The following is a 19,460-nucleotide window of genomic DNA, read 5'->3' as shown; positions in this document are numbered from 1 at the left end:
AACCGTGGAGCCCGGCAGCAAGACGCTGTGGCGATAGTGAGAGGAACCTGGTGCCTGTGTCATCGAGTCCGGATCCGACGCCTCCGGAGGAGGGCCGTCGGCCCGAACATCCCCCGGTGACGCGAATCGCAGACCTCGCCGCTGCGGTGGGCGCCGAGTTGTCTGTGGTAGGGGACGGACCTCCGGCTGACGACACCACGGTCACCGGCATCGATCTCCGGGCGCAGGGCATCCGGCCCGGCGACATCTTCGCCGCACTGCCCGGTGCGCGTGCGCACGGTGCCTCCTTCGCATCCGAGGCTCTCGACCGAGGTGCCGTCGCAATCCTCACCGACGCGCAGGGTCGCGATCTCGTCGCAGAGGTCGCCACCACGTCGGTCCCGGTCCTCGTACACCCCGATCCGCGATCCGTGCTCGGCGCCGCGTCGGCGACTGTGTACGGCCATCCGTCGCGCAAGATGAGGATCGTCGGGATCACCGGCACCTCCGGCAAGACCACCACGGCGTACCTCGTGGAAGCGGGCCTTGCCGCCGCCGGCCGCACGATCGGACTCGTGGGGACCGTCGAGACCCGCATTCGCGGCGTCCGGATCCCCAGTGCACTGACCACGCCCGAGGCCCCGCAACTCCACGCACTCTTCGCCGTCATGGTCGAAGAGGGCGTCGACACCGTGGTGATGGAGGTGTCCAGCCACGCGCTCGCACTCGGACGCGTGGACGCCACCGAATTCGCCGTGGGGGCATTCACCAACCTGTCGCAGGACCACCTGGACTTCCACAAGGACTTCGAGGACTACTTCGCAGCGAAGGCGCGCCTGTTCGCACAGGACTCCTCGGTGCGCGCCGCCCGTGCCGTGGTGTGCGTCGACGATCAGTGGGGCCGGCGGATGGCCGATCTCGCCGCGGCCGGTCGTGCCGACGGGAACACGGTGCGCACCGTCGCGACGGGCGTCGGTGTACAGGCGGATTGGACGGTGTCCGAGGAAACCGCCCGCGCGTCCGGGGCGCAGGAGTTCACGCTCGCGGGACCGGACGGTGCAAAGCATCGGGTGTCGGTTGCGTTGCCCGGTCGGTACAACGTCACGAACGCCGCCCTCGCGGTGGCGATCTGCGACGCGGTGGACGCCGACCTCGACGCTGCCGTCCGTGGGATCGCTACCGTCGCGGTGCCCGGACGGGTCGAGCGTGTCGAGCGCGGCCAGGACTTTCTCGCCATCGTCGACTACGCCCACAAGCCCGCCGCTCTCTCGGCGGTGGTGGAGACCTTGCGCGACAGCGTCCCCGGACGCATCGCCGTCGTCGTCGGTGCCGGTGGAGACCGCGACCGGGGGAAGCGCCCGCTGATGGGTGAGGTCGCCGCTCGCGGCGCGGATCTGCTCGTCGTCACCGACGACAATCCCCGCAGCGAGAATCCCGCCGCCATCCGCGCGGCCGTTCTCGACGGAGCATGGGCCGTCCCCGCCGGCGAACGCGGCGACATCCTCGAAATCGGCGATCGCGCAGCTGCCATCGACGCCGCCGTGAAGTGGGCCCGGCCGGGTGACGTCGTCCTGGTCGCGGGCAAAGGTCACGAGACCGGTCAGGAAATCGCCGGCACCAAACATCCTTTCGACGACCGAGAGGTGCTGGCCGAGTCCATCGACCGGCTCAGTGCCTCCGGGCCCGAGGGTCACACCCCGCCCGCTGCGGGCGGTTCGCATCACGGAGGCATTGCATGATCCCGATGACACTCGAACGCATCGCGGAGGTGGTCGGGGGAACCCTGCACGACACCGACGATCCGTCCGCGCAGGTGACGGGAACCGTCGAATTCGATTCCCGCAAGATCGGGCCCGGAGACTTGTTCCTCGCGCTGCCCGGCGCCCGGTCGGACGGGCACGACCACGCGGCCGCCGCCATCGAGGCCGGAGCGGTTGCGGTACTCGCGGCGCGTCCGGTCGGCGTTCCCGCGATCGTGGTGCCGGCATTGGCCCCTTCCGCCACGAACGCGCTCGCACTCGAACACGACCGCGACGGGTCCGGTGCCGCCGTGCTCGCCGGGCTCGCGGCGCTGGCCCGGTCGGTCGTCGACACTCTCACCGAACGCGGGCTCACGGTCGTCGGCGTCACGGGGTCGGCTGGTAAGACCTCGACGAAGGACCTGCTCGCAGCGGTGCTCTCGCCGCTCGGACCGGTCGTCGCACCGCCGGGATCGTTCAACAACGAACTCGGGCATCCGTGGACCGCGCTGCGCGCCACCGAGGACACCAAGTTCCTCGTCCTGGAGATGTCGGCGCGCGGCCGCGGTCACATCGCCGCGCTCGCGGCCATCGCCCCGCCGAAGATCGGCGTGGTGCTCAACGTCGGCACCGCTCACCTCGGCGAGTTCGGGTCGCAGGAAGTCATCGCCCAGACCAAGGGCGAACTGGTCGAGGCATTGCCCGACGCCTCGGAGGGTGGCGTCGCGGTGCTCAATGCGGACGATCTCCTGGTCTCGAAGATGGCCGCGCGCACCGACGCCCGCGTCGTGTGGGTCGGTAGCGGCGAGACGGCCGACCTGCGCGCCGAAGGAATCCAACTCGACGACGAGGCGCGTGCGTCGTTCACCGCGGTGATCCGGAACGGCGGCGACGAGCGCCGCATCCCGGTGACCCTCGCGGTGCACGGTGAGCACCAGGTCGGCAACGCCCTGTCGGCGCTCGCCGTCGCCATCGAGTGCGGCGCGACGCCCGAGCAGGCGGCCGCTGCGCTCGCCGCCGCGGCGCCCGTCTCGGCACACCGTATGGCAGTGCGCACCCGCGCCGACGGCGTCACCGTCATCGACGACGCGTACAACGCCAACCCGGATTCGATGCGCGCCGGAATCAAAGCCCTCGTCACGATGGCGCGCTCCGGAAACGAACGCCGCCGCACCTTCGCCGTGCTGGGAGAGATGGCCGAACTCGGCGACGACTCCGTGGTCGAGCACGACAGGATCGGGCGTCTCGCGGTGCGTCTCGACGTCAGCCGCGTCATCGCCGTCGGAGCGTCGAGGCAGGTCCGCGGGCTGTACCAGGGCGCCGTGATGGAAGGCTCCTGGGGCGAGGAAGCGTGCCACGTGCCCGACGCGGACGCCGCGATCGAAATGCTTCGTGAAGAATTGCAGCCGGGCGACATCGTGCTCGTCAAGGCATCACAATCGGTCGGACTGTGGGCGGTGGCCGACGCCGTGCTCGCCGATCGCGGCGAGAACACCGCTGCTACGGGGACGGAGGACGCCCGGTGAGACAGATTCTCTTTGCCGCAGGTATCGCACTTGCGGTGTCGATCCTGCTCACCCCCGTACTGATCAAGGCATTCTCCCGGCAGGGCTTCGGCCAGGAGATCCGGGTCGAGGGGCCGCAGAGCCACCAAGCCAAGCGCGGAACACCCACCATGGGTGGCGTCGCGATTCTCGCCGGCCTGTGGGCGGGCTACTGGGGTTCGCACCTGATCGGTCTCGGATACGACGCCCAGGGCCCGACGGCGTCGGGTCTGCTCGTCCTCGGTCTGACGACCGCGCTCGGCGGTGTCGGCTTCCTCGACGACTTCATCAAGATCCGCAAGCAACGCAACCTGGGCTTGAACAAGACGGCCAAGCTCGTCGGCCAGCTCGTCGCCGCGGTCGCCTTCGGCATCCTGGCCCTGCAGTTCCGCAACAGCGACGGACTGACGCCCGCCAGCACCGACCTGTCCTACGTGCGCGACATCGCGACCGTGTCGATGGGGTCGATCGTCTTCATCCTCTTCGTATATCTGCTGGTCAGCGCCTGGTCGAACGCGGTGAACCTCACCGACGGACTCGACGGACTCGCCGCGGGATCGATGGCACTCGTGCTCGGCGCGTACGTCATCATCACGTTCTGGCAGTACCGCAACGCGTGCGTCGTCGAACCCACCGCCGGTTGCTACGACGTCCGTGACCCCCTCGACCTGGCGCTGCTGTGCGCCGCGGCTGCTGCGGCATGCATCGGTTTCCTGTGGTGGAACGCGGCACCCGCGAAGATCTTCATGGGCGATACCGGTTCGCTGGCGCTCGGCGGCATGCTCGCCGGCCTGTCGGTCACGACCCGCACCGAACTCCTCATGGTCGTCATCGGTGCGCTGTTCGTCGCCGAAGCGGCGTCCGTCGTCATCCAGGTGGCGGTGTTCCGGTCCAGTCGACGGCGTGTGTTCCGAATGGCCCCGTTCCATCACCACTTCGAACTCGGTGGCTGGGCGGAAACCACGGTGATCATCCGGTTCTGGCTGCTCGCGGCCATCGCCTCGGCGATCGGTCTGGCCCTGTTCTACAGCGAGTACCTCGCGGCGATCGGGGACTGACGCCATGACCTACGATCTCGAGCGACTGCGCGGAGCCCGCGTCCTCGTCGCGGGTGCGGGGGTGTCGGGCCGCGCGACGATCGCGCCGCTGGCCCACCTCGGCGCGCACGTGACCGTCACGGACCGCAACGCCGACGCGCTGGCGCAATGTGCCGAACTGGGCGCCACCACGGTCGAACTCGATGCGTTGCTCGCCGACAACGAATCGTTGCGTGATTTCGCACTGGTCGTCACGAGTCCCGGCTTCCCGCCGACCTCGCCGCTGCTGTCGCGTGCCGCCGGTTCCGCCCTCCCCATCTGGGGTGACATCGAGCTGTCCTGGCGGATCGACAAGGCCGAGATCTACGGTCCGGCCCGCAGATGGCTGGTGGTCACGGGCACCAACGGCAAGACCACCACCACGACCATGCTGCACGCGATTCTCGAGGCCGCGGGCGTTCCCAGTGCCGCGTGCGGCAACATCGGCCTGCCGGTGCTCGACGTGCTCCGGCGAGACGAGCCCCGCGCCGACGTACTGGCGGTCGAGCTGTCGTCCTTCCAACTGCACTGGGCTCCGTCGGTGCGGCCGGACGCCGGCGTGATCCTCAACATCGCCGAAGACCACCTCGACTGGCACGGGGGAATCGAGAACTACATCGAGGCGAAACTGCGGGCTCTCACCGGGAAGGTCGGTGTGATCGGACTCGACGACCCCATCGCCGGGTCGCTGCGTGACCGGTCTCAGGCGGTGCTCACGGTCGGATTCACGCTGGGTTACCCCGATGCGGGTGAACTCGGGATCAGCGGGGATGTTCTCGTCGACCGCGCGTTCGCCGACTCCGCGGTCCTCGCCTCCGTCGCCGACGTCACCCCGCCCGGACCGGCGGGTCTGTCGGACGCGCTGGCCGCCGCTGCGCTCGCCCGCGCCATCGACGTACCGGAATCGGCCGTCCACGACGGTCTGCTGCGGCACCGGGTCGGACCGCACCGCGCCGCGCCGGTCGGCACTGTCGACGGGGTCGGCTACATCGACGATTCGAAGGCCACCAACCCGCATGCGGCACGCAGTTCGCTGCTCGCCCACGACCGTGTGGTGTGGATCGCGGGTGGTCTGCTCAAGGGTGCCCGCATCGACGACCTCGTCGTGGAGGTGGCGCCCCGGCTCTCGGCGGTGGTGTTGCTCGGACGAGACGCCGGGCAATTCGCCGACGCACTCGCGCGACACGCGCCCGAGGTCCCCGTCGTGCTGGTGGACACGCGCGACGATGGTCCGATGACCAGTGAGCTCCCCGGTGACGCACACCGGCAGGGCGGCCTGCGGCGTATCCCCGCACCGGGCGCCGACTCCGCTGCGGCGATGAATGTCGCTGTGCGGGAGGCCGCCGCGTTCGCGCGGCCCGGTGAGACGGTGCTGCTGGCACCGGCCGCAGCGTCCCTCGACATGTTCGCCGACTACGCGCAGCGAGGTCGGAGTTTCGCCGCCGCCGTCGAAGAACTCCGCCGGGGCGGGACCGGACGGTGATCTCGAAGCCCGGCCCGGCATCCGAGTACCCGGCCGCGGAGGTTCGCGGACGGCTCGGGGCGTGGATGGCCCGGCCCCTCGCGTCGTTCCATCTCGTGGTGACGATCGCGGTGCTGCTCACCGTGCTCGGCCTCGTGATGGTGCTGTCGTCGTCCAGCGTCGGCGCCGTGGTGTCGGTGGGATCGGCGTACGGGTTGTTCACCTCGCAGCTGGTCTTCGCCGCGCTCGGCATGGTGATCTTCTACATCGCCTTGCAGATCCCGATACGGGTGCTGCGGAAGTACTCGTTCGTGGCCTTCGCCGCGTCGGTCGTCGCGCTGGTACTCGTGCTGATTCCGGGCATCGGCACCCTCTCGCAGGGAACGCGTGGCTGGTTCGTCATCTTCGGTGTGTCCCTGCAGCCGTCCGAGATCGCCAAGATCACCCTCGCACTGTGGGGCGCTCACCTTCTGGCATCGCGGCGTGGCGAGAACTCGACGCTCAAGGAGATGCTCGTCCCGCTGATCCCGGCCGCGCTGCTCGTCACCGGGCTGATCGTGCTGCAGCCCGACCTCGGTACCACCGTCTCCCTCGTCATCATCGTGCTCGCGTTGCTCTGGTTCGCCGGGCTGCCCCTCAAGCTGTACATCGGAATGCTCGGCACGGCGGTCGCGCTCGCGGCAATTCTCGCGGTGACCGCGGGGTACCGCTCGCAGCGCGTGCGCGCCTTCTTCAACCCGGGCGACGACCCGCAGGGCGTCGGCTACCAGGCCAGGCAGGCCAAGTTCTCGCTGGCGGACGGTGGACTGTGGGGCCGCGGGCTCGGCCAGAGCCGCGCCAAGTGGAGCTACCTGCCGAACGCGCACAACGACTTCATCTTTGCGATCATCGGCGAGGAACTGGGCTTTCTCGGCGGCGCCGCCGTCATCGGGCTGTTCGGTCTCTTCGCCTTCGTGGGCCTGCGCATCTCGATGCGGTCCGTCGATCCGTTCCTGCGGTTGTTCACCGCGACGGCGACCACCTGGATCATCGGACAGGCGTTCATCAACATCGGTTACGTCGTCGGCGTGCTCCCAGTGACGGGACTCCAGTTGCCGCTGGTGTCCGCCGGCGGTACGTCCACGGCCACGACCCTGCTCATGTTCGGCCTGATCGCGAATGCTGCCCGCCACGAACCCGAGGCGATCGCCGCGCTCCAGGCCGGGCAGGACGGACGGTTCGCGCGCCTGTTGCGGTTGCGTCAGCCGGATCCATACCTGCCGCACCGGGGCGGAACGCGTACCGTCACAGCACGGGCGCCGCAGCGTCGCGGCGAGCCGCGGGGAGCCACCCGCGCCGACCGGGGCCGTTCCGCCGCCGCGGGGACACGCAAGCGCCGGGCGCCCGCCCGGGTGGACGGTGCCCCGACGCGCCGGGCCCAGCCCACCCGAGAACCGGGCCGCGCCGCCCGGCAGAAGACCACCCGCACGACACGCGGTACGAATGGACGAACCGGAGAGCGAGGGAATCGTAGGTGAGTGGGGAGAAGTCTGCCCTGTCCGTGGTGGTTGCCGGCGGTGGGACCGCCGGCCACATCGAACCGGCACTCGCCGTGGCCGATGCCGTCCGGGAACTCTTCCCCGACGCGCGGATCACCGCCCTCGGCACCGAGCGGGGACTGGAAACGACGCTCGTGCCGCGGCGCGGATACCCGCTCGAACTGATCCCGCCGGTCCCGCTGCCCCGTAAGCCCACGCTCGACCTGGCGAAACTGCCCGCCCGAGTGGTGGCGTCGGTACGCCGCACCCGCGAGATCCTCGACGAGGTCGACGCCGATGTGGTGGTCGGGTTCGGCGGGTACGTCGCCCTGCCCGCCTACCTCGCGGCGGGAGCGGGGCCGCTGCGGAGACGCCGGCGTATCCCCGTCGTGGTGCACGAAGCCAACGCGAGCGCCGGCATCGCGAACAAGATCGGTGCGCTGCGGGCCGACCGGGTCCTCGCCGCGGTTCCCGGATCGGGAATCGTGCGTCGCGGCGACGCACAGATCGTGGGCATTCCGGTGCGTTCGTCGATCACCCGACTCGACCGTGCAGCGCTGCGCGCCGAGGCGCGCCGCCACTTCGGGTTGCCCGACGACGTGCCCGTGCTGCTCGTCTTCGGCGGATCTCAGGGCGCACGGTCGCTCAACGAGGCGGTCGTCGGTGCGTCCGGCGCACTCGCCGACGCGGGTATCGCCGTACTGCATGCGCACGGGCCCAAGAACACCGTGAGCGTTCCTCCTCATCCCGGACACGCGACCGCGCCGTACGTGGCCGTGCCGTACCTCGAGCGCATGGACCTCGCCTACTCGGCGGCCGACGCCGTCGTGTGCCGTTCGGGCGCGATGACCGTCGCGGAGGTATCGGCGGTGGGGTTGCCCGCCGTGTACGTGCCGCTTCCCCACGGCAACGGTGAGCAGGAACTCAACGCCCGTCCCGTCGCTGCCGCCGGGGGTGCGATGATTGTCGCCGATGCCGACCTCACGCCCGCGTACATCGCCGACACGGTGATCCCGTTGCTGCGCGACCGGCAGCGAATCGACGAGATGGGCCGGCGCGCAGGCGCGGCGGGACATCGCAGCGCTGCGGCGGAGATGGCACGGATCGTGCTGGAGGTCGCCGGTGTCGCCGGTACGGAACCGAACAGGAGCGAACGATGAGTGCGCAGTTGCCCGCAGAACTCCAGCGGGTGCACATGGTCGGGATCGGCGGGGCCGGCATGTCCGGCATCGCCCGCATCCTTCTGGCTCGGGGCGGACAGGTATCCGGCTCGGACGCGAAGGAAAGCCGCGGCGTGCTCGCGCTGCGCGCCCGGGGCGCCCAGGTCCGCATCGGACACACCGCCGACGCGCTCGATCTCCTCGAGGGTGGACCCACGGCCGTGGTCACCACGTTCGCCGCGATCCCACAGAACAACCCGGAACTCGTCGCTGCGCGGCAGCGAGGCATTCCGATCCTGCTGCGGCCCACCGTCCTTGCATCCCTGATGCGTGGCCACCGCACGTTCCTCGTCTCGGGTACCCACGGCAAGACCTCGACCACATCGATGCTGGTCGTCGCATTGCAGCACTGCGGGTTCGATCCGTCCTTCGCGGTGGGCGGTGAACTCAACGAATCCGGCACCAACGCTCACCACGGCAGTGGGGACGTGTTCGTCGCCGAGGCCGACGAGAGCGACGGTTCGCTCCTGCAGTACGACCCCGACACGATCATCGTCACCAACATCGAGCCCGATCATCTGGACTACTTCGGCACCGCGGAGGCCTACACGCGCGTCTTCGACGACTTCGTCGCGCGCCTGTCCGACGGTGGTCTGCTGGTGGTGTGTCTCGACGACGCCGGATCCGCAGCACTCGCCGAACGTGTCGTCGCGCTCGGCCGGCGCGACCTGCGCGTACTCGGTTACGGCACCTCCGACGTCATCGGCACGAAGCCCGAATACCGCGGCGTGCCCATCGGTGTGCGACTGCTGGACTGGGAAGCCAAGGACATCGGCGGTGTCGCCGAGTTCCACCTCGCCGACGAGGACACACCCCGCACCGTGCGCCTGTCGGTCCCGGGCCGGCACATGGCCCTCAATGCGCTCGCGGCTCTGCTCGGCGCTCTCGACGCCGGGGCACAGGTGGACGAGGCGATCGAGGGTCTCGCCGGATTCGGCGGGGTCCACCGCCGGTTCCAGTACACCGGCCGCGAACACGGCGTACGGGTGTTCGACGACTACGCGCACCATCCCACCGAGGTGCGTGCCGTCCTCGCCGCCGCCGCCGAACTGGTCGCGGGGGAGCCGCTGCGCTACACCGAATCCGGAACGGAACGGCCGCGTGTCATCGTCGTGTTCCAGCCCCACCTCTACTCGCGCACCGAGACTTTCGCGACCGAGTTCGGCGAGGCGCTCGATCTCGCCGACGAAGTGGTCGTGCTCGACGTCTACGGCGCCCGCGAAGAGCCGATCCCGGGCGTGAGCGGCGCCCTGGTGGCACGGGCGGTGACCAAGCCCGTGCACTACCAGCCGGACCTGTCCGCCGTGCCCCGTCAGGTGGCGAACCTCAGCCGGCCCGGTGACATCGTCATCACGATGGGCGCCGGCGACGTCACGATGCTCGGCCGGCAGATCCTCGATGCGTTGCACAGCAGGCCCAGCCGGTTCCGTCCGACCGGTACCGGACCGGAGCCCGCGGGCTCGTGACACCCACTTCCACCCGAACGCGGGACAGACGCGACCGCAACACCGCGAGGCGGCCCTCGGGTCGTTCCGTGCGGGTGCGGACGGTGTTCGTCGGCGCCGGGGTGGTGGTGGCCTTGCTCGCCGCGATCGCTGTCGCCTGGTTCTCACCCTTGTTGTCGGTGCGCAGCATCGCCGTAGACGGACTCGGGGCGGTGACCCGGGAAGAAGTGCTCGATGTGCTTGCGGTCGCGGAGGGCACACCACTGCTCCAGGTCGACACCGCCGACGCGGCGCAGCGCGTGGCCACCCTGCCGCGCGCCGCGTCCGTCCGCGTGCAGCGCGAGTATCCGTCTTCGGTGCGGGTCACCGTGACCGAGCGCGAGGCAGTCCTGTACTTCGAGGCACCCGACGGCACCCACTCGGTCGACGTCGAGGGTGTCGATTTCGCTGTCGAACCCCCGCCACTCCTGACTCCGCGTCTGGTCACCGCGACTCCCGGCACAGGCGATCCCGCGACCGTCGCGGCGGTGCGTGTGCTCGAGGCGCTGCCGCCCGAGGTCCGGGTGCAGGTCGAGACGGTCGAGGCCCGCTCGGAGACCGACATCTCGCTGGTTCTGGTGGACGGCCGAGTCGTGGTGTGGGGCAGTGTGGAAAGATCGGAACGCAAGGCAGCGGTGATTCTTCCGTTGCTCACCCAGCCGGGAAACCAGTTCGACGTCGCCAGCCCGGACCTCCCCACGGTGCGTTGAGAAACTCGCCGCGAAATTCGTGTGCTCTTCTCCGGCGAGTCCACTAGCAAATCCCCGTTGCGGTGCCATAGCGTTTCGAACCAGTCGCGCACTTGACATCACCTTCAAGCTATGGTTGAGGGTTTTCACGGTGGCGGCGACAACGATTGATCGAAGCGTGACCCGAAAACTTAGGAAGGCGAGAGCCCATGACGCCCCCGCACAACTACCTCGCCGTAATCAAGGTCGTCGGTATCGGCGGTGGCGGCGTGAACGCGGTCAACCGCATGATCGAGCAGGGACTCAAAGGAGTCGAGTTCATTGCCGTCAACACAGACGCGCAGGCTCTGCTGATGTCCGATGCCGACGTCAAGCTCGACGTCGGCCGTGAACTGACCCGTGGACTCGGCGCCGGCGCCGACCCCGAGGTCGGCCGGAAGGCCGCCGAGGACCACAAGGACGAGATCGAAGAGGTGCTCAAGGGTGCCGACATGGTCTTCGTCACCGCAGGTGAGGGTGGTGGCACCGGCACCGGTGGCGCACCCGTCGTGGCCAGCATCGCCCGCAAGCTCGGCGCCCTGACCGTCGGTGTCGTCACGCGTCCGTTCTCGTTCGAGGGCAAGCGTCGCGGCAGCCAGGCGGACACCGGTATCCAGGCGCTCCGCGAGTCCTGCGACACGCTCATCGTGATCCCCAACGACCGGCTCCTGCAGCTGGGGGACGCCGCCGTGAGCCTCATGGATGCGTTCCGGTCCGCCGACGAGGTTCTCCTCAACGGTGTCCAGGGCATCACCGACCTGATCACCACGCCGGGTCTGATCAACGTCGACTTCGCCGACGTCAAGGGCGTGATGTCCGGCGCCGGATCCGCGCTCATGGGTATCGGTTCGTCGCGTGGTGAGGGTCGTGCGATCAAGGCCGCCGAGGCCGCGATCAACTCCCCGCTCCTCGAAGCGTCGATGGAAGGCGCCCGCGGCGTGCTGCTGTCGATCGCCGGTGGATCCGATCTCGGCCTGTTCGAGATCAACGAGGCGGCCTCGCTGGTGCAGGAAGCCGCGCACATCGACGCCAACATCATCTTCGGCACCGTCATCGACGACTCGCTCGGCGACGAGGTACGCGTCACGGTGATCGCAGCCGGATTCGACGCCGGCACCCCGCCCGCCCGCCGACCTGTCGAGCCCGCGCAGTCGACGCAGACCTCCGGCACCCGTCCCGGTGGCATCGGTGCCGGCCGCGCCGGTGAACTCGGCCGGTCCGAACGGGAGACGGAGCCGGCATCGGTGCGGGATTCCGGTCCCGCGACGGGCGGCGGGCTTCCTCCGGCCACCGCCCCGCAGGCGCGTCCCGTCGACGACGAGGACGACGGCGACGACGTCGACGTGCCGATCTTCATGCGCCGTTGACCGATTCGCATTCCGGGTTGCGTTCCCGCCGGGTCGTCACCACACGAGCCGGCGGGGTCTCGGCCCCGCCTTACGACAGTTTCAATCTCGCCGCTCATGTCGGTGACGATCCCGCCGCCGTCGCGGCGAACCGTCGCCGCCTGGCGTCGGTGATCGGGTTGCCCGAAGAACGCTTCGTGTGGATGGAACAGATCCACAGCCGCAACGTGACAGTCGTGGACGGTCCGGTGGTGGGGGAGGTTCCCGCCACCGACGCCCTGGTGACTCGGACGACCGATCTCCCGCTGGTCACGCTCAGCGCGGACTGCGTGTCGATTCTGCTCTCGGACGACGCGGCAGGGGTCGTCGCGGCAGCGCACGCCGGACGTGTCGGTGCCCGCATCGGGATCCTGCCGCGTGTGCTCGATGTCATGCACGACCTGGGCGCACGCCCGGAACGCATTGCGGCGCTTCTCGGTCCGGCAGCAAGCGGTGCACGTTACGAGGTTCCCGCTGCGATGCGCGACGACGTCGAAGCGCACCTTCCCGGGAGCGCCACCCGAACTCTGCGCGGCACACCCGGTCTCGATCTGCGTGCGGGCCTGCGGAAGCAGTTGGTCGACCACGGTGTCACCTCGATCGCCGAGGACCCCCGTTGCACCATCGAGGACCCGGCGCTGTTCAGCCACCGCCGCAGTGCGCCCACCGGGCGGTTCGCGTCGGTGATCTGGCTCGAGAACATCACCGCGGGCGGTGAGAAGGAGGACACCGCGTGAGTGCGGCCGAACAAACCCGACAGGACCGTCGCGCGGAACTCGCAGAGCGGTTGGCCGCGGTGCGTGAGCGCCTCGCTGCCGCCGCCCGTGCGGCGGGCCGCGATCCGTCGGAGGTCGCACTGCTGGTGGTGACCAAGTACTTTCCGGTCACCGACGCAGTGCTGCTGCACGAACTGGGATGCCGGGCGTTCGGGGAATCCCGCGAGCAGGAGGCGGCGGCGAAGATCGCGGAGTTCCGTGAACTGGTGGCCGACGAGGTCGAGTGGCACATGATCGGCCGGCTCCAGCGGAACAAGGCTCGCGCCGTCGCGCGCTGGGCACACACGGTGCACTCGGTCGACAGCATCAGGCTCGCTGCCGCGCTCGCCAAAGGTGTTGCCGCAGCTCAGGATTCGGGCGAGCGTTCCACGCCGGTCCGAGTGTTGCTGCAGGTCAGCCTCGACGGCGACCGTGAGCGCGGTGGCGTCGTCGCCGACGAACTCGGTTCTCTCGCAGACGCTGTCGCCTCGGCCGGCGAACTCGAACTCGGGGGACTGATGGGTGTGCCGCCGCTGGGGTGGGAACCGGACGCGGCGTTCGCCCGGTTGGCCGAACTGCACACACAATTACTCTCCGAACACCCCGGCGCAACAGAACTCTCGGCGGGCATGTCGGGTGATCTTGAACACGCGGTGAGGTGGGGATCGACCTGCGTGCGTGTCGGAACGGCAGTTCTGGGTACCCGGCCGATAGCCTGATGGGAACCGCCGCGCGAGGGAAGGGCGATCGAATGAGCACGCTCCACAAGTTCAAGGCCTACTTCGGAATGGTGCCGCTCGAGGATTACGAGGACGACTACCTCGACGATCCTTCGAGCGCGCGTCGTGAGCGGGATCGCGACTACGGCGAACCGTCGTACTCCTCGTATGCACCGTCGCGTCGCGACGACTACCCGCCGGTTCGGCGGGAAGACAACGTTCGCGAGTTCGCGGACGACGACTTCGACCACCAGTACGACCCGCCGCGCGCTCCCCGCGTGGAGCCGATCACGGCGCGGGCTCCGCGGCCGGTGGCCCCGGCACGCGTGCCGGCACGGGCGTCGCTGGGTACCGAAAACCGAATCGACCGCGTGGAACCCCGTCGCGGCGCCCTGTTCGACGAAGGTGGACCGTTGTCGAAGATCACCACGCTGCGCCCCCGTGACTATGGGGAGGCACGCACGATCGGTGAGCGGTTCCGCGACGGCACGCCGGTGATCATGGATCTCGTGGAGATGAGCAACGCCGACGCGAAGCGCCTCGTCGATTTCGCGGCCGGACTTGCGTTCGCCTTGCGTGGTTCTTTCGACAAGGTGGCGACGAAAGTGTTCCTTCTCTCGCCCGCCGATATCGACGTGTCTGCCGAAGAGCGCAAGCGCATCGCCGAAACGGGCTTCTACAACCAGCAGTGACCGTGTGAGCCTGCTCCCTCGCGGCTCTCGAACACGCCCGGCCATGATGCAGATCACTGCAGGCCGGGCGTTTCGGTTTGGCTAGGTGGTATTCGTCGGGCATTGTGGAAACGTGGCCGTATTCGAGGTGCTCTGGTTTCTGCTCTTCATCTTTTGGCTTCTGCTGATCGGGCGGATCATCGTCGAGTTCATCAGAACTTTCGCGCGGGACTGGAAGCCCTCGGGATTCGTCGTGGTGGTACTCGAGGCGATCTTCACGGTCACCGACCCACCCGTGAAGTTGTTGCGGCGGTTGATCCCACCGCTCAACCTCGGAGGTGTCCGACTCGACTTGTCGATCATGGTCCTGCTGTTCATCGTGTACTTCCTGATGGCCTTCCTGCCCCGCGGTGGAGTCGTATGACGCGCCGACTCGGCGCGGCCACGGGCCTCGCGACGAGCGCGATGTGCCAGAATAGGAAGCCAGATACAGTGGGTTTTGATACGCGTGACGCACTGTCGATATCACCGAACGCCTGCTTGACCGCTTATTTGACGCGTGAAGGGACCCTTCCATGCCGCTGACACCAGCTGATGTGCACAATGTCGCGTTCAGCAAGCCCCCCATCGGGAAGCGCGGGTACAACGAGGACGAGGTCGACGCATTCCTCGACCTCGTCGAGCAGGAATTGACCTCCCTGATCGAGGAGAACGCCGACCTGCGTCAGCGCGTGGCCGAGCTCGACCAGGAACTGGCCGAAGCCAAGAAGGCTCCGCGCTCGACCTCGTCCACCCCGGCTCCGCAGCAGACCAAGCCGGAGCCCACGCGTGCCGTGGAGCCTCCGAAGCCCGAACCGGCACCCACGCCCGCGCCGGTGGCGGCTGCCGCACCGACGACCGGCGATGCGAGCATGCAGGCCGCCAAGGTGCTCGGACTCGCCCAGGAAATGGCGGACCGCCTCACCGGCGACGCCAAGAACGAGGCCGAAGAGCTGGTCCGTAACGCACGGACGAACTCCGAGCAGCTCGTCTCCGACGCCCGGACGCGGAGCGAGGCGATGATCGCCGACGCGCGCCAGAAGTCCGACGCGATGCTCTCCGATGCGCGCACCCGCTCCGAGACTCAGCTGCGCCAGGCCAAGGAGAAGGCCGACGCTCTGCAGGCCGACGCCGAGAAGAAGCACACCGAGATCATGGCGACGATCAACCAGCAGCGTTCGGTGCTGGAAGGACGGATCGAGCAGCTCAAGACGTTCGAGCGCGAGTACCGGGTGCGTCTGAAGTCGTACCTGGAGTCGCAGCTCGAGGAACTCGAGCAGCGTGGCTCCGCGGTCCCCGTCGACGGTGGCCAGGATGCGTTCAACCAGTCCAACTCGTCGTCCTTCGGTTCTGCGTCCTTTGCGAAGGGCAGCAACTGACCCGGTTCGGTGGTCGGTGAGGCCCCGCGGTTGAGAGGAGCGTCGTGCTGGTCGTGACGCTGGTACTCGCGGCGATCGGATTCGGTCTTCTCGTCATCGCACTGATAACCGGTTCGGTGGCGTGGGCCTGGGGCTGTATCGCGGTGTGCGTGGCAGGAGCGGTGCTCCTGCTGGCAAGCGCACTCGGCGCGCGCAACGCGCCGGCCCGAGAGGGCGCGTCCCGCATGGCTCGCTCCTCGAGGAAGCGGAAGCAGCCCCGGGAAGACCGGGATTCCTCCGACGGTTGACCACTCCCTACAATGGGAGAAGCAAGACTCGAAAGTACGAGCAGGACCCTCGCGTAGCGGGGTGGCGTCGATCCGGCCATCACCGGGGAGCCTTCGGAAGAACAGCGATGCACCCCACGGGGTTGCCTCGCCCAGTAGAACCGAACGGGTGGGCCCGTCACAGCCCGGAGAACGAGTGGCCCGTTCCGGACGGAACGGCGCAAGCGGGGTGGTACCGCGGTGACCGTGCGCAGGGCACGGTGATCGTCCCCGTGCCGAACATCCAGGCACGGAGGTATCTACGCTGTGACCGAGAATCACGCCGCACCGGGTCACCCCTCGGAACCCACGGAGACTTCCGCAGCAGGCGCCGGGTATCCCCGCGTCGACTTCGGACTCCCACGTGATTCGAGCATCGACTTCCCCGACCTCGAGGAACGTGTCCTCGCCTACTGGGCGAAGGACGACACCTTCCGGGCTTCGCTGACCAACCGCGACGGCGCCGAGGACTTCGTCTTCTACGACGGCCCGCCCTTCGCGAACGGTCTGCCGCACTACGGGCATCTGCTCACCGGGTACGTCAAGGACCTCGTACCGCGGTTCCAGACGATGCGCGGCAAGCGGGTAGATCGTCGTTTCGGCTGGGACTGCCACGGCCTTCCGGCCGAACTCGAAGCCGAGAAGCAACTCGGCATCACGGACAAGTCGCAGATCGACACGATGGGTCTGGCCGAGTTCAACGCCTACTGCAAGCAGTCGGTGCTGCGCTACACGGGGGAGTGGCGCGACTACGTCACCCGGCAGGCTCGCTGGGTCGATTTCGACAACGACTACAAGACCCTGGACCTGGACTTCATGGAGTCGGTCATGTGGGCGTTCAAGTCGCTGTACGACAAGGGCCTGATCTATCAGGGTTTCCGCGTGCTGCCCTACAGCTGGTACGAGCAGACGCCCCTGTCGAACCAGGAGACCCGGCTCGACGATGCCTACAAGATGCGCCAGGACCCGGCCGTCACCGTGGACATGGTGCTCCACGCACCGGGCACCAAACTCGACGGCGCGAACGCGCTGATCTGGACCACGACGCCGTGGACGCTGCCGTCCAACCTCGCGATCGCGGTCCATCCGGACATCACCTACGTCGCGGTCCGGACCGGCGAGGGCGACGACGCGAAGACGTATCTGCTCGCGAAGGACCGGCTCGCTCATTACAGCCGCGAACTCGGCGACGAGCCGGAGGTGCTCGCCGAGTACACCGGAGCGGATCTCGTCGGTCTCGCCTACGAGCCGCCGTTCGACTTCTTCGTGGGCCGCGACAACGCGCACCACGTGATCGCCGCGGATTACGTCACCACCGACTCCGGTACCGGAATCGTCCACCTCGCACCGGCTTTCGGTGAAGAGGACATGGAGTACTGCCAGCGCAACGGCATCGAGCTGGTACAGCCGCTCGACCCGGGCGGCAAGTTCACCTCGATGGTGCCGCCGTACGAGGGCTTGCAGGTCTTCGACGCCAACCCCGTCATCATCAAGGACCTCAAGGCTTCCGGAAAGCTGCTGCGCCACGAGACGATCGAGCACTCGTACCCGCACTCGTGGCGGTCCGGCCAGCCGCTGATCTACATGGCGGTCCCGTCGTGGTTCGTCGCCGTCACCGAGTTCCGCGACCGCATGGTCGAACTGAACAAGCAGATCACCTGGGTGCCCGAGCACATCCGCGACGGCCAGTTCGGCAAGTGGCTCGAAGGCGCACGCGACTGGAACATCAGCCGGAACCGCTACTGGGGCAGCCCGATCCCGGTCTGGGTGTCGGACAATCCGGAGTATCCGCGGGTGGACGTCTACGGCTCGCTCGACGACCTCGAGCGCGACTTCGGCGTGCGCCCCGACGATCTGCACCGGCCGATGATCGATCTGCTCACCCGGCCCAACCCGGACGATCCGACGGGCGCGTCGACGATGCGCCGGGTTCCCGAGGTGCTCGACTGCTGGTTCGAGTCGGGCTCGATGCCCTTCGCGCAGGTGCACTACCCGTTCGAGAACACCGACTGGTTCGACTCGCACTTCCCCGGTGACTTCATCGTCGAATACAACGGGCAGACCCGCGGGTGGTTCTACACGCTGCACGTGCTCGCCACGGCACTGTTCGACCGTCCGGCGTTCAAAACCGTTGCTGCCCACGGCATCGTCCTCGGCGAGGACGGCCTGAAGATGAGCAAGTCGAAGGGCAACTACCCCGACGTCAACGAGGTCTTCTCCCGCGACGGCTCCGACGCCATGCGGTGGTTCCTCATGTCGTCGCCCATCCTGCGCGGCGGCAACCTGGTCGTCACCGAACAGGGCATCCGCGAAGGCGTGCGCCAGGCGCTGCTGCCGCTGTGGAACGCATGGAGTTTCCTGCAGCTGTACGCCTCGACGCCGGGCACGTGGCGGACCGACTCGTCGAACGTGCTCGACCGCTACATCCTCGCCAAGCTCGCCGAGACCCGCGACGTCATCACCGACGCGCTCGAAAACGTGGACATCGCAGGCGCGTGCGACGAGTTGCGCACGTTCTGCGACGCTCTGACCAACTGGTACGTGCGACGTTCGCGCTCGCGGTTCTGGGACGAGGACCGCGACGCGATCGACACCCTCCACACCGTCCTCGAAGTGGTGACCCGGCTTGCGGCACCGCTGCTTCCGCTGGCCACCGAGGTGATCTGGCGCGGACTGACCGGTGAGCGCTCGGTGCATCTCGCCGACTGGCCCACAGCGGACGAACTGCCCGCCGATCCGGAACTCGTCACCGCCATGGACGAGGTCCGTGGTGTCTGCTCGACGGTGCTGTCGCTGCGCAAGGCCCAGCACCTGCGCGTGCGGCTGCCACTGCCGGTGGTCACGGTGGCGACACCGGGGTCCTCGCACCTCGAATCGTTCGTTGACCTGATCAAGGACGAGGTGAACGTCAAGCAGGTCGTGCTCACCGACGACGTGGAGGCCCAAGGGCGCTTCGAGGTGGTGGTGAACGCGCGAGTTGCCGGTCCGCGACTCGGCAAGGACGTGCAGAAGGTCATCAAGGCCGTCAAGGCCGGCGATTGGACGGAGTCCGCGGACGGCGTCGTCACCGCGGCGGGCATCGAGTTGCTGCCCGAGGAGTACACCCGCAGGCTCGTCGCGGCCGAGCCGGAATCGACTGCGGCACTGCCCGACGGCAACGGGCTCGTCGTCCTCGACACGGCTGTGACGGAGGAACTCGAAGCAGAGGGCTGGGCCAAGGACCGCGTCCGCGAACTGCAGGATGCTCGCCGGAATCTCGGCCTCGATGTGTCCGACCGGATCTCGGTGCAGTTCGAGGTTCCCGCCGAGCGCGCCGAATGGGCGGCCCGGCATCGCGACCTGATCGCCGGTGAGGTGCTTGCGACGACGTTCGAACTCGGCACCGCCGGCCCGGACGCGATCGAACTGGGTGAAGGGGTCCGCGCGTCCATCACCAAGGCGTGAGCGAAGGCGGGCGG

General features: G+C 68.4%; 16 protein-coding genes. All 16 read left to right on the top strand.

Going from position 1 to position 19,460, the window contains the following annotated elements; all coding sequences use genetic code 11:
- Window positions 1-56 precede the first annotated feature (56 nt).
- The 16 genes from AC0B44_RS18825 (at window position 57) to ileS (ending at window position 19,446) form a co-directional block, all read left to right on the top strand.
- Window positions 57-1,718, top strand: coding sequence for a UDP-N-acetylmuramoyl-L-alanyl-D-glutamate--2,6-diaminopimelate ligase (locus AC0B44_RS18825; RefSeq protein WP_471904323.1), 1,662 nt, complete (start codon window positions 57-59; stop codon window positions 1,716-1,718).
- On the top strand, window positions 1,715-3,244 hold the full coding sequence (locus tag AC0B44_RS18820; RefSeq protein WP_471904322.1) for a UDP-N-acetylmuramoyl-tripeptide--D-alanyl-D-alanine ligase: 1,530 nt from the start codon (window positions 1,715-1,717) through the stop codon (window positions 3,242-3,244). Before AC0B44_RS18825 ends, AC0B44_RS18820 begins: the two co-directional genes overlap by 4 nt.
- Window positions 3,241-4,320, top strand: a complete 1,080-nt coding sequence (mraY, locus tag AC0B44_RS18815) for a phospho-N-acetylmuramoyl-pentapeptide-transferase (protein ID WP_169620165.1) — start codon at window positions 3,241-3,243, stop codon at window positions 4,318-4,320. The genes AC0B44_RS18820 and mraY overlap by 4 nt, the downstream gene beginning before the upstream one ends.
- Window positions 4,321-4,324: 4 nt before the next feature.
- Complete coding sequence (gene murD / locus AC0B44_RS18810; protein ID WP_471904321.1) at window positions 4,325-5,821, top strand: UDP-N-acetylmuramoyl-L-alanine--D-glutamate ligase; 1,497 nt, start codon at window positions 4,325-4,327, stop codon at window positions 5,819-5,821.
- Window positions 5,822-5,886: 65 nt separating this feature from the next.
- On the top strand, window positions 5,887-7,317 hold the full coding sequence (gene ftsW / locus AC0B44_RS18805; protein WP_471904361.1) for a putative lipid II flippase FtsW: 1,431 nt from the start codon (window positions 5,887-5,889) through the stop codon (window positions 7,315-7,317).
- Window positions 7,314-8,477 carry an undecaprenyldiphospho-muramoylpentapeptide beta-N-acetylglucosaminyltransferase gene (gene murG, locus AC0B44_RS18800; protein ID WP_471904320.1) on the top strand — a complete coding sequence of 388 codons (1,164 nt, stop codon included), beginning with the start codon at window positions 7,314-7,316 and terminating at the stop codon, window positions 8,475-8,477. The genes ftsW and murG overlap by 4 nt, the downstream gene beginning before the upstream one ends.
- Window positions 8,474-10,003, top strand: a complete 1,530-nt coding sequence (gene murC, locus AC0B44_RS18795) for a UDP-N-acetylmuramate--L-alanine ligase (protein ID WP_471904319.1) — start codon at window positions 8,474-8,476, stop codon at window positions 10,001-10,003. The genes murG and murC overlap by 4 nt, the downstream gene beginning before the upstream one ends.
- 68 nt (window positions 10,004-10,071) lie before the next feature.
- Window positions 10,072-10,731, top strand: coding sequence for a cell division protein FtsQ/DivIB (locus tag AC0B44_RS18790; RefSeq protein WP_471904318.1), 660 nt, complete (start codon window positions 10,072-10,074; stop codon window positions 10,729-10,731).
- A gap of 188 nt (window positions 10,732-10,919) precedes the next feature.
- Complete coding sequence (gene ftsZ / locus AC0B44_RS18785) at window positions 10,920-12,116, top strand: cell division protein FtsZ (protein ID WP_471904317.1); 1,197 nt, start codon at window positions 10,920-10,922, stop codon at window positions 12,114-12,116.
- A complete protein-coding gene (gene pgeF, locus AC0B44_RS18780) occupies window positions 12,113-12,871 on the top strand; it encodes a peptidoglycan editing factor PgeF (RefSeq protein WP_471904316.1) in 759 nt (252 codons plus the stop codon). The genes ftsZ and pgeF overlap by 4 nt, the downstream gene beginning before the upstream one ends.
- Window positions 12,868-13,608, top strand: coding sequence for a YggS family pyridoxal phosphate-dependent enzyme (locus AC0B44_RS18775; protein ID WP_471904315.1), 741 nt, complete (start codon window positions 12,868-12,870; stop codon window positions 13,606-13,608). Before pgeF ends, AC0B44_RS18775 begins: the two co-directional genes overlap by 4 nt.
- Before the next feature lie 32 nt (window positions 13,609-13,640).
- Window positions 13,641-14,300: a cell division protein SepF gene (locus AC0B44_RS18770; protein ID WP_471904314.1), complete on the top strand. Its 660-nt coding sequence runs from the start codon at window positions 13,641-13,643 to the stop codon at window positions 14,298-14,300.
- Between the two features lie 112 nt (window positions 14,301-14,412).
- On the top strand, window positions 14,413-14,703 hold the full coding sequence (locus AC0B44_RS18765) for a YggT family protein (protein WP_169620156.1): 291 nt from the start codon (window positions 14,413-14,415) through the stop codon (window positions 14,701-14,703).
- 151 nt (window positions 14,704-14,854) lie between these two features.
- Window positions 14,855-15,697, top strand: a complete 843-nt coding sequence (gene wag31 / locus AC0B44_RS18760) for a DivIVA-like cell division protein Wag31 (protein ID WP_471904313.1) — start codon at window positions 14,855-14,857, stop codon at window positions 15,695-15,697.
- Between the two features lie 44 nt (window positions 15,698-15,741).
- Window positions 15,742-15,984: a hypothetical protein gene (locus AC0B44_RS18755; protein WP_471904312.1), complete on the top strand. Its 243-nt coding sequence runs from the start codon at window positions 15,742-15,744 to the stop codon at window positions 15,982-15,984.
- A 393-nt stretch (window positions 15,985-16,377) separates the two neighbouring features.
- Complete coding sequence (gene ileS / locus AC0B44_RS18750) at window positions 16,378-19,446, top strand: isoleucine--tRNA ligase (RefSeq protein ID WP_471904360.1); 3,069 nt, start codon at window positions 16,378-16,380, stop codon at window positions 19,444-19,446.
- Window positions 19,447-19,460: the final 14 nt, after the last annotated feature.

The sequence above is a fragment of the Rhodococcus sp. NPDC019050 genome (assembly GCF_055664235.1).
This window is presented reverse-complemented; position numbering and strand designations above follow the sequence as displayed.

What these genes read in the sequence shown, in the direction of transcription:
- ftsZ (WP_471904317.1), top strand. Translation starts at nt 10,920, where the DNA reads ATGACGCCCCCGCACAACTACCTCGCCGTAATCAAGGTCGTCGGTATC.
- AC0B44_RS18770 (WP_471904314.1), top strand. Translation starts at nt 13,641, where the DNA reads ATGAGCACGCTCCACAAGTTCAAGGCCTACTTCGGAATGGTGCCGCTC.
- AC0B44_RS18820 (WP_471904322.1), top strand. Translation starts at nt 1,715, where the DNA reads ATGATCCCGATGACACTCGAACGCATCGCGGAGGTGGTCGGGGGAACC.
- murC (WP_471904319.1), top strand. Translation starts at nt 8,474, where the DNA reads ATGAGTGCGCAGTTGCCCGCAGAACTCCAGCGGGTGCACATGGTCGGG.
- wag31 (WP_471904313.1), top strand. Translation starts at nt 14,855, where the DNA reads ATGCCGCTGACACCAGCTGATGTGCACAATGTCGCGTTCAGCAAGCCC.
- ftsW (WP_471904361.1), top strand. Translation starts at nt 5,887, where the DNA reads ATGGCCCGGCCCCTCGCGTCGTTCCATCTCGTGGTGACGATCGCGGTG.
- murD (WP_471904321.1), top strand. Translation starts at nt 4,325, where the DNA reads ATGACCTACGATCTCGAGCGACTGCGCGGAGCCCGCGTCCTCGTCGCG.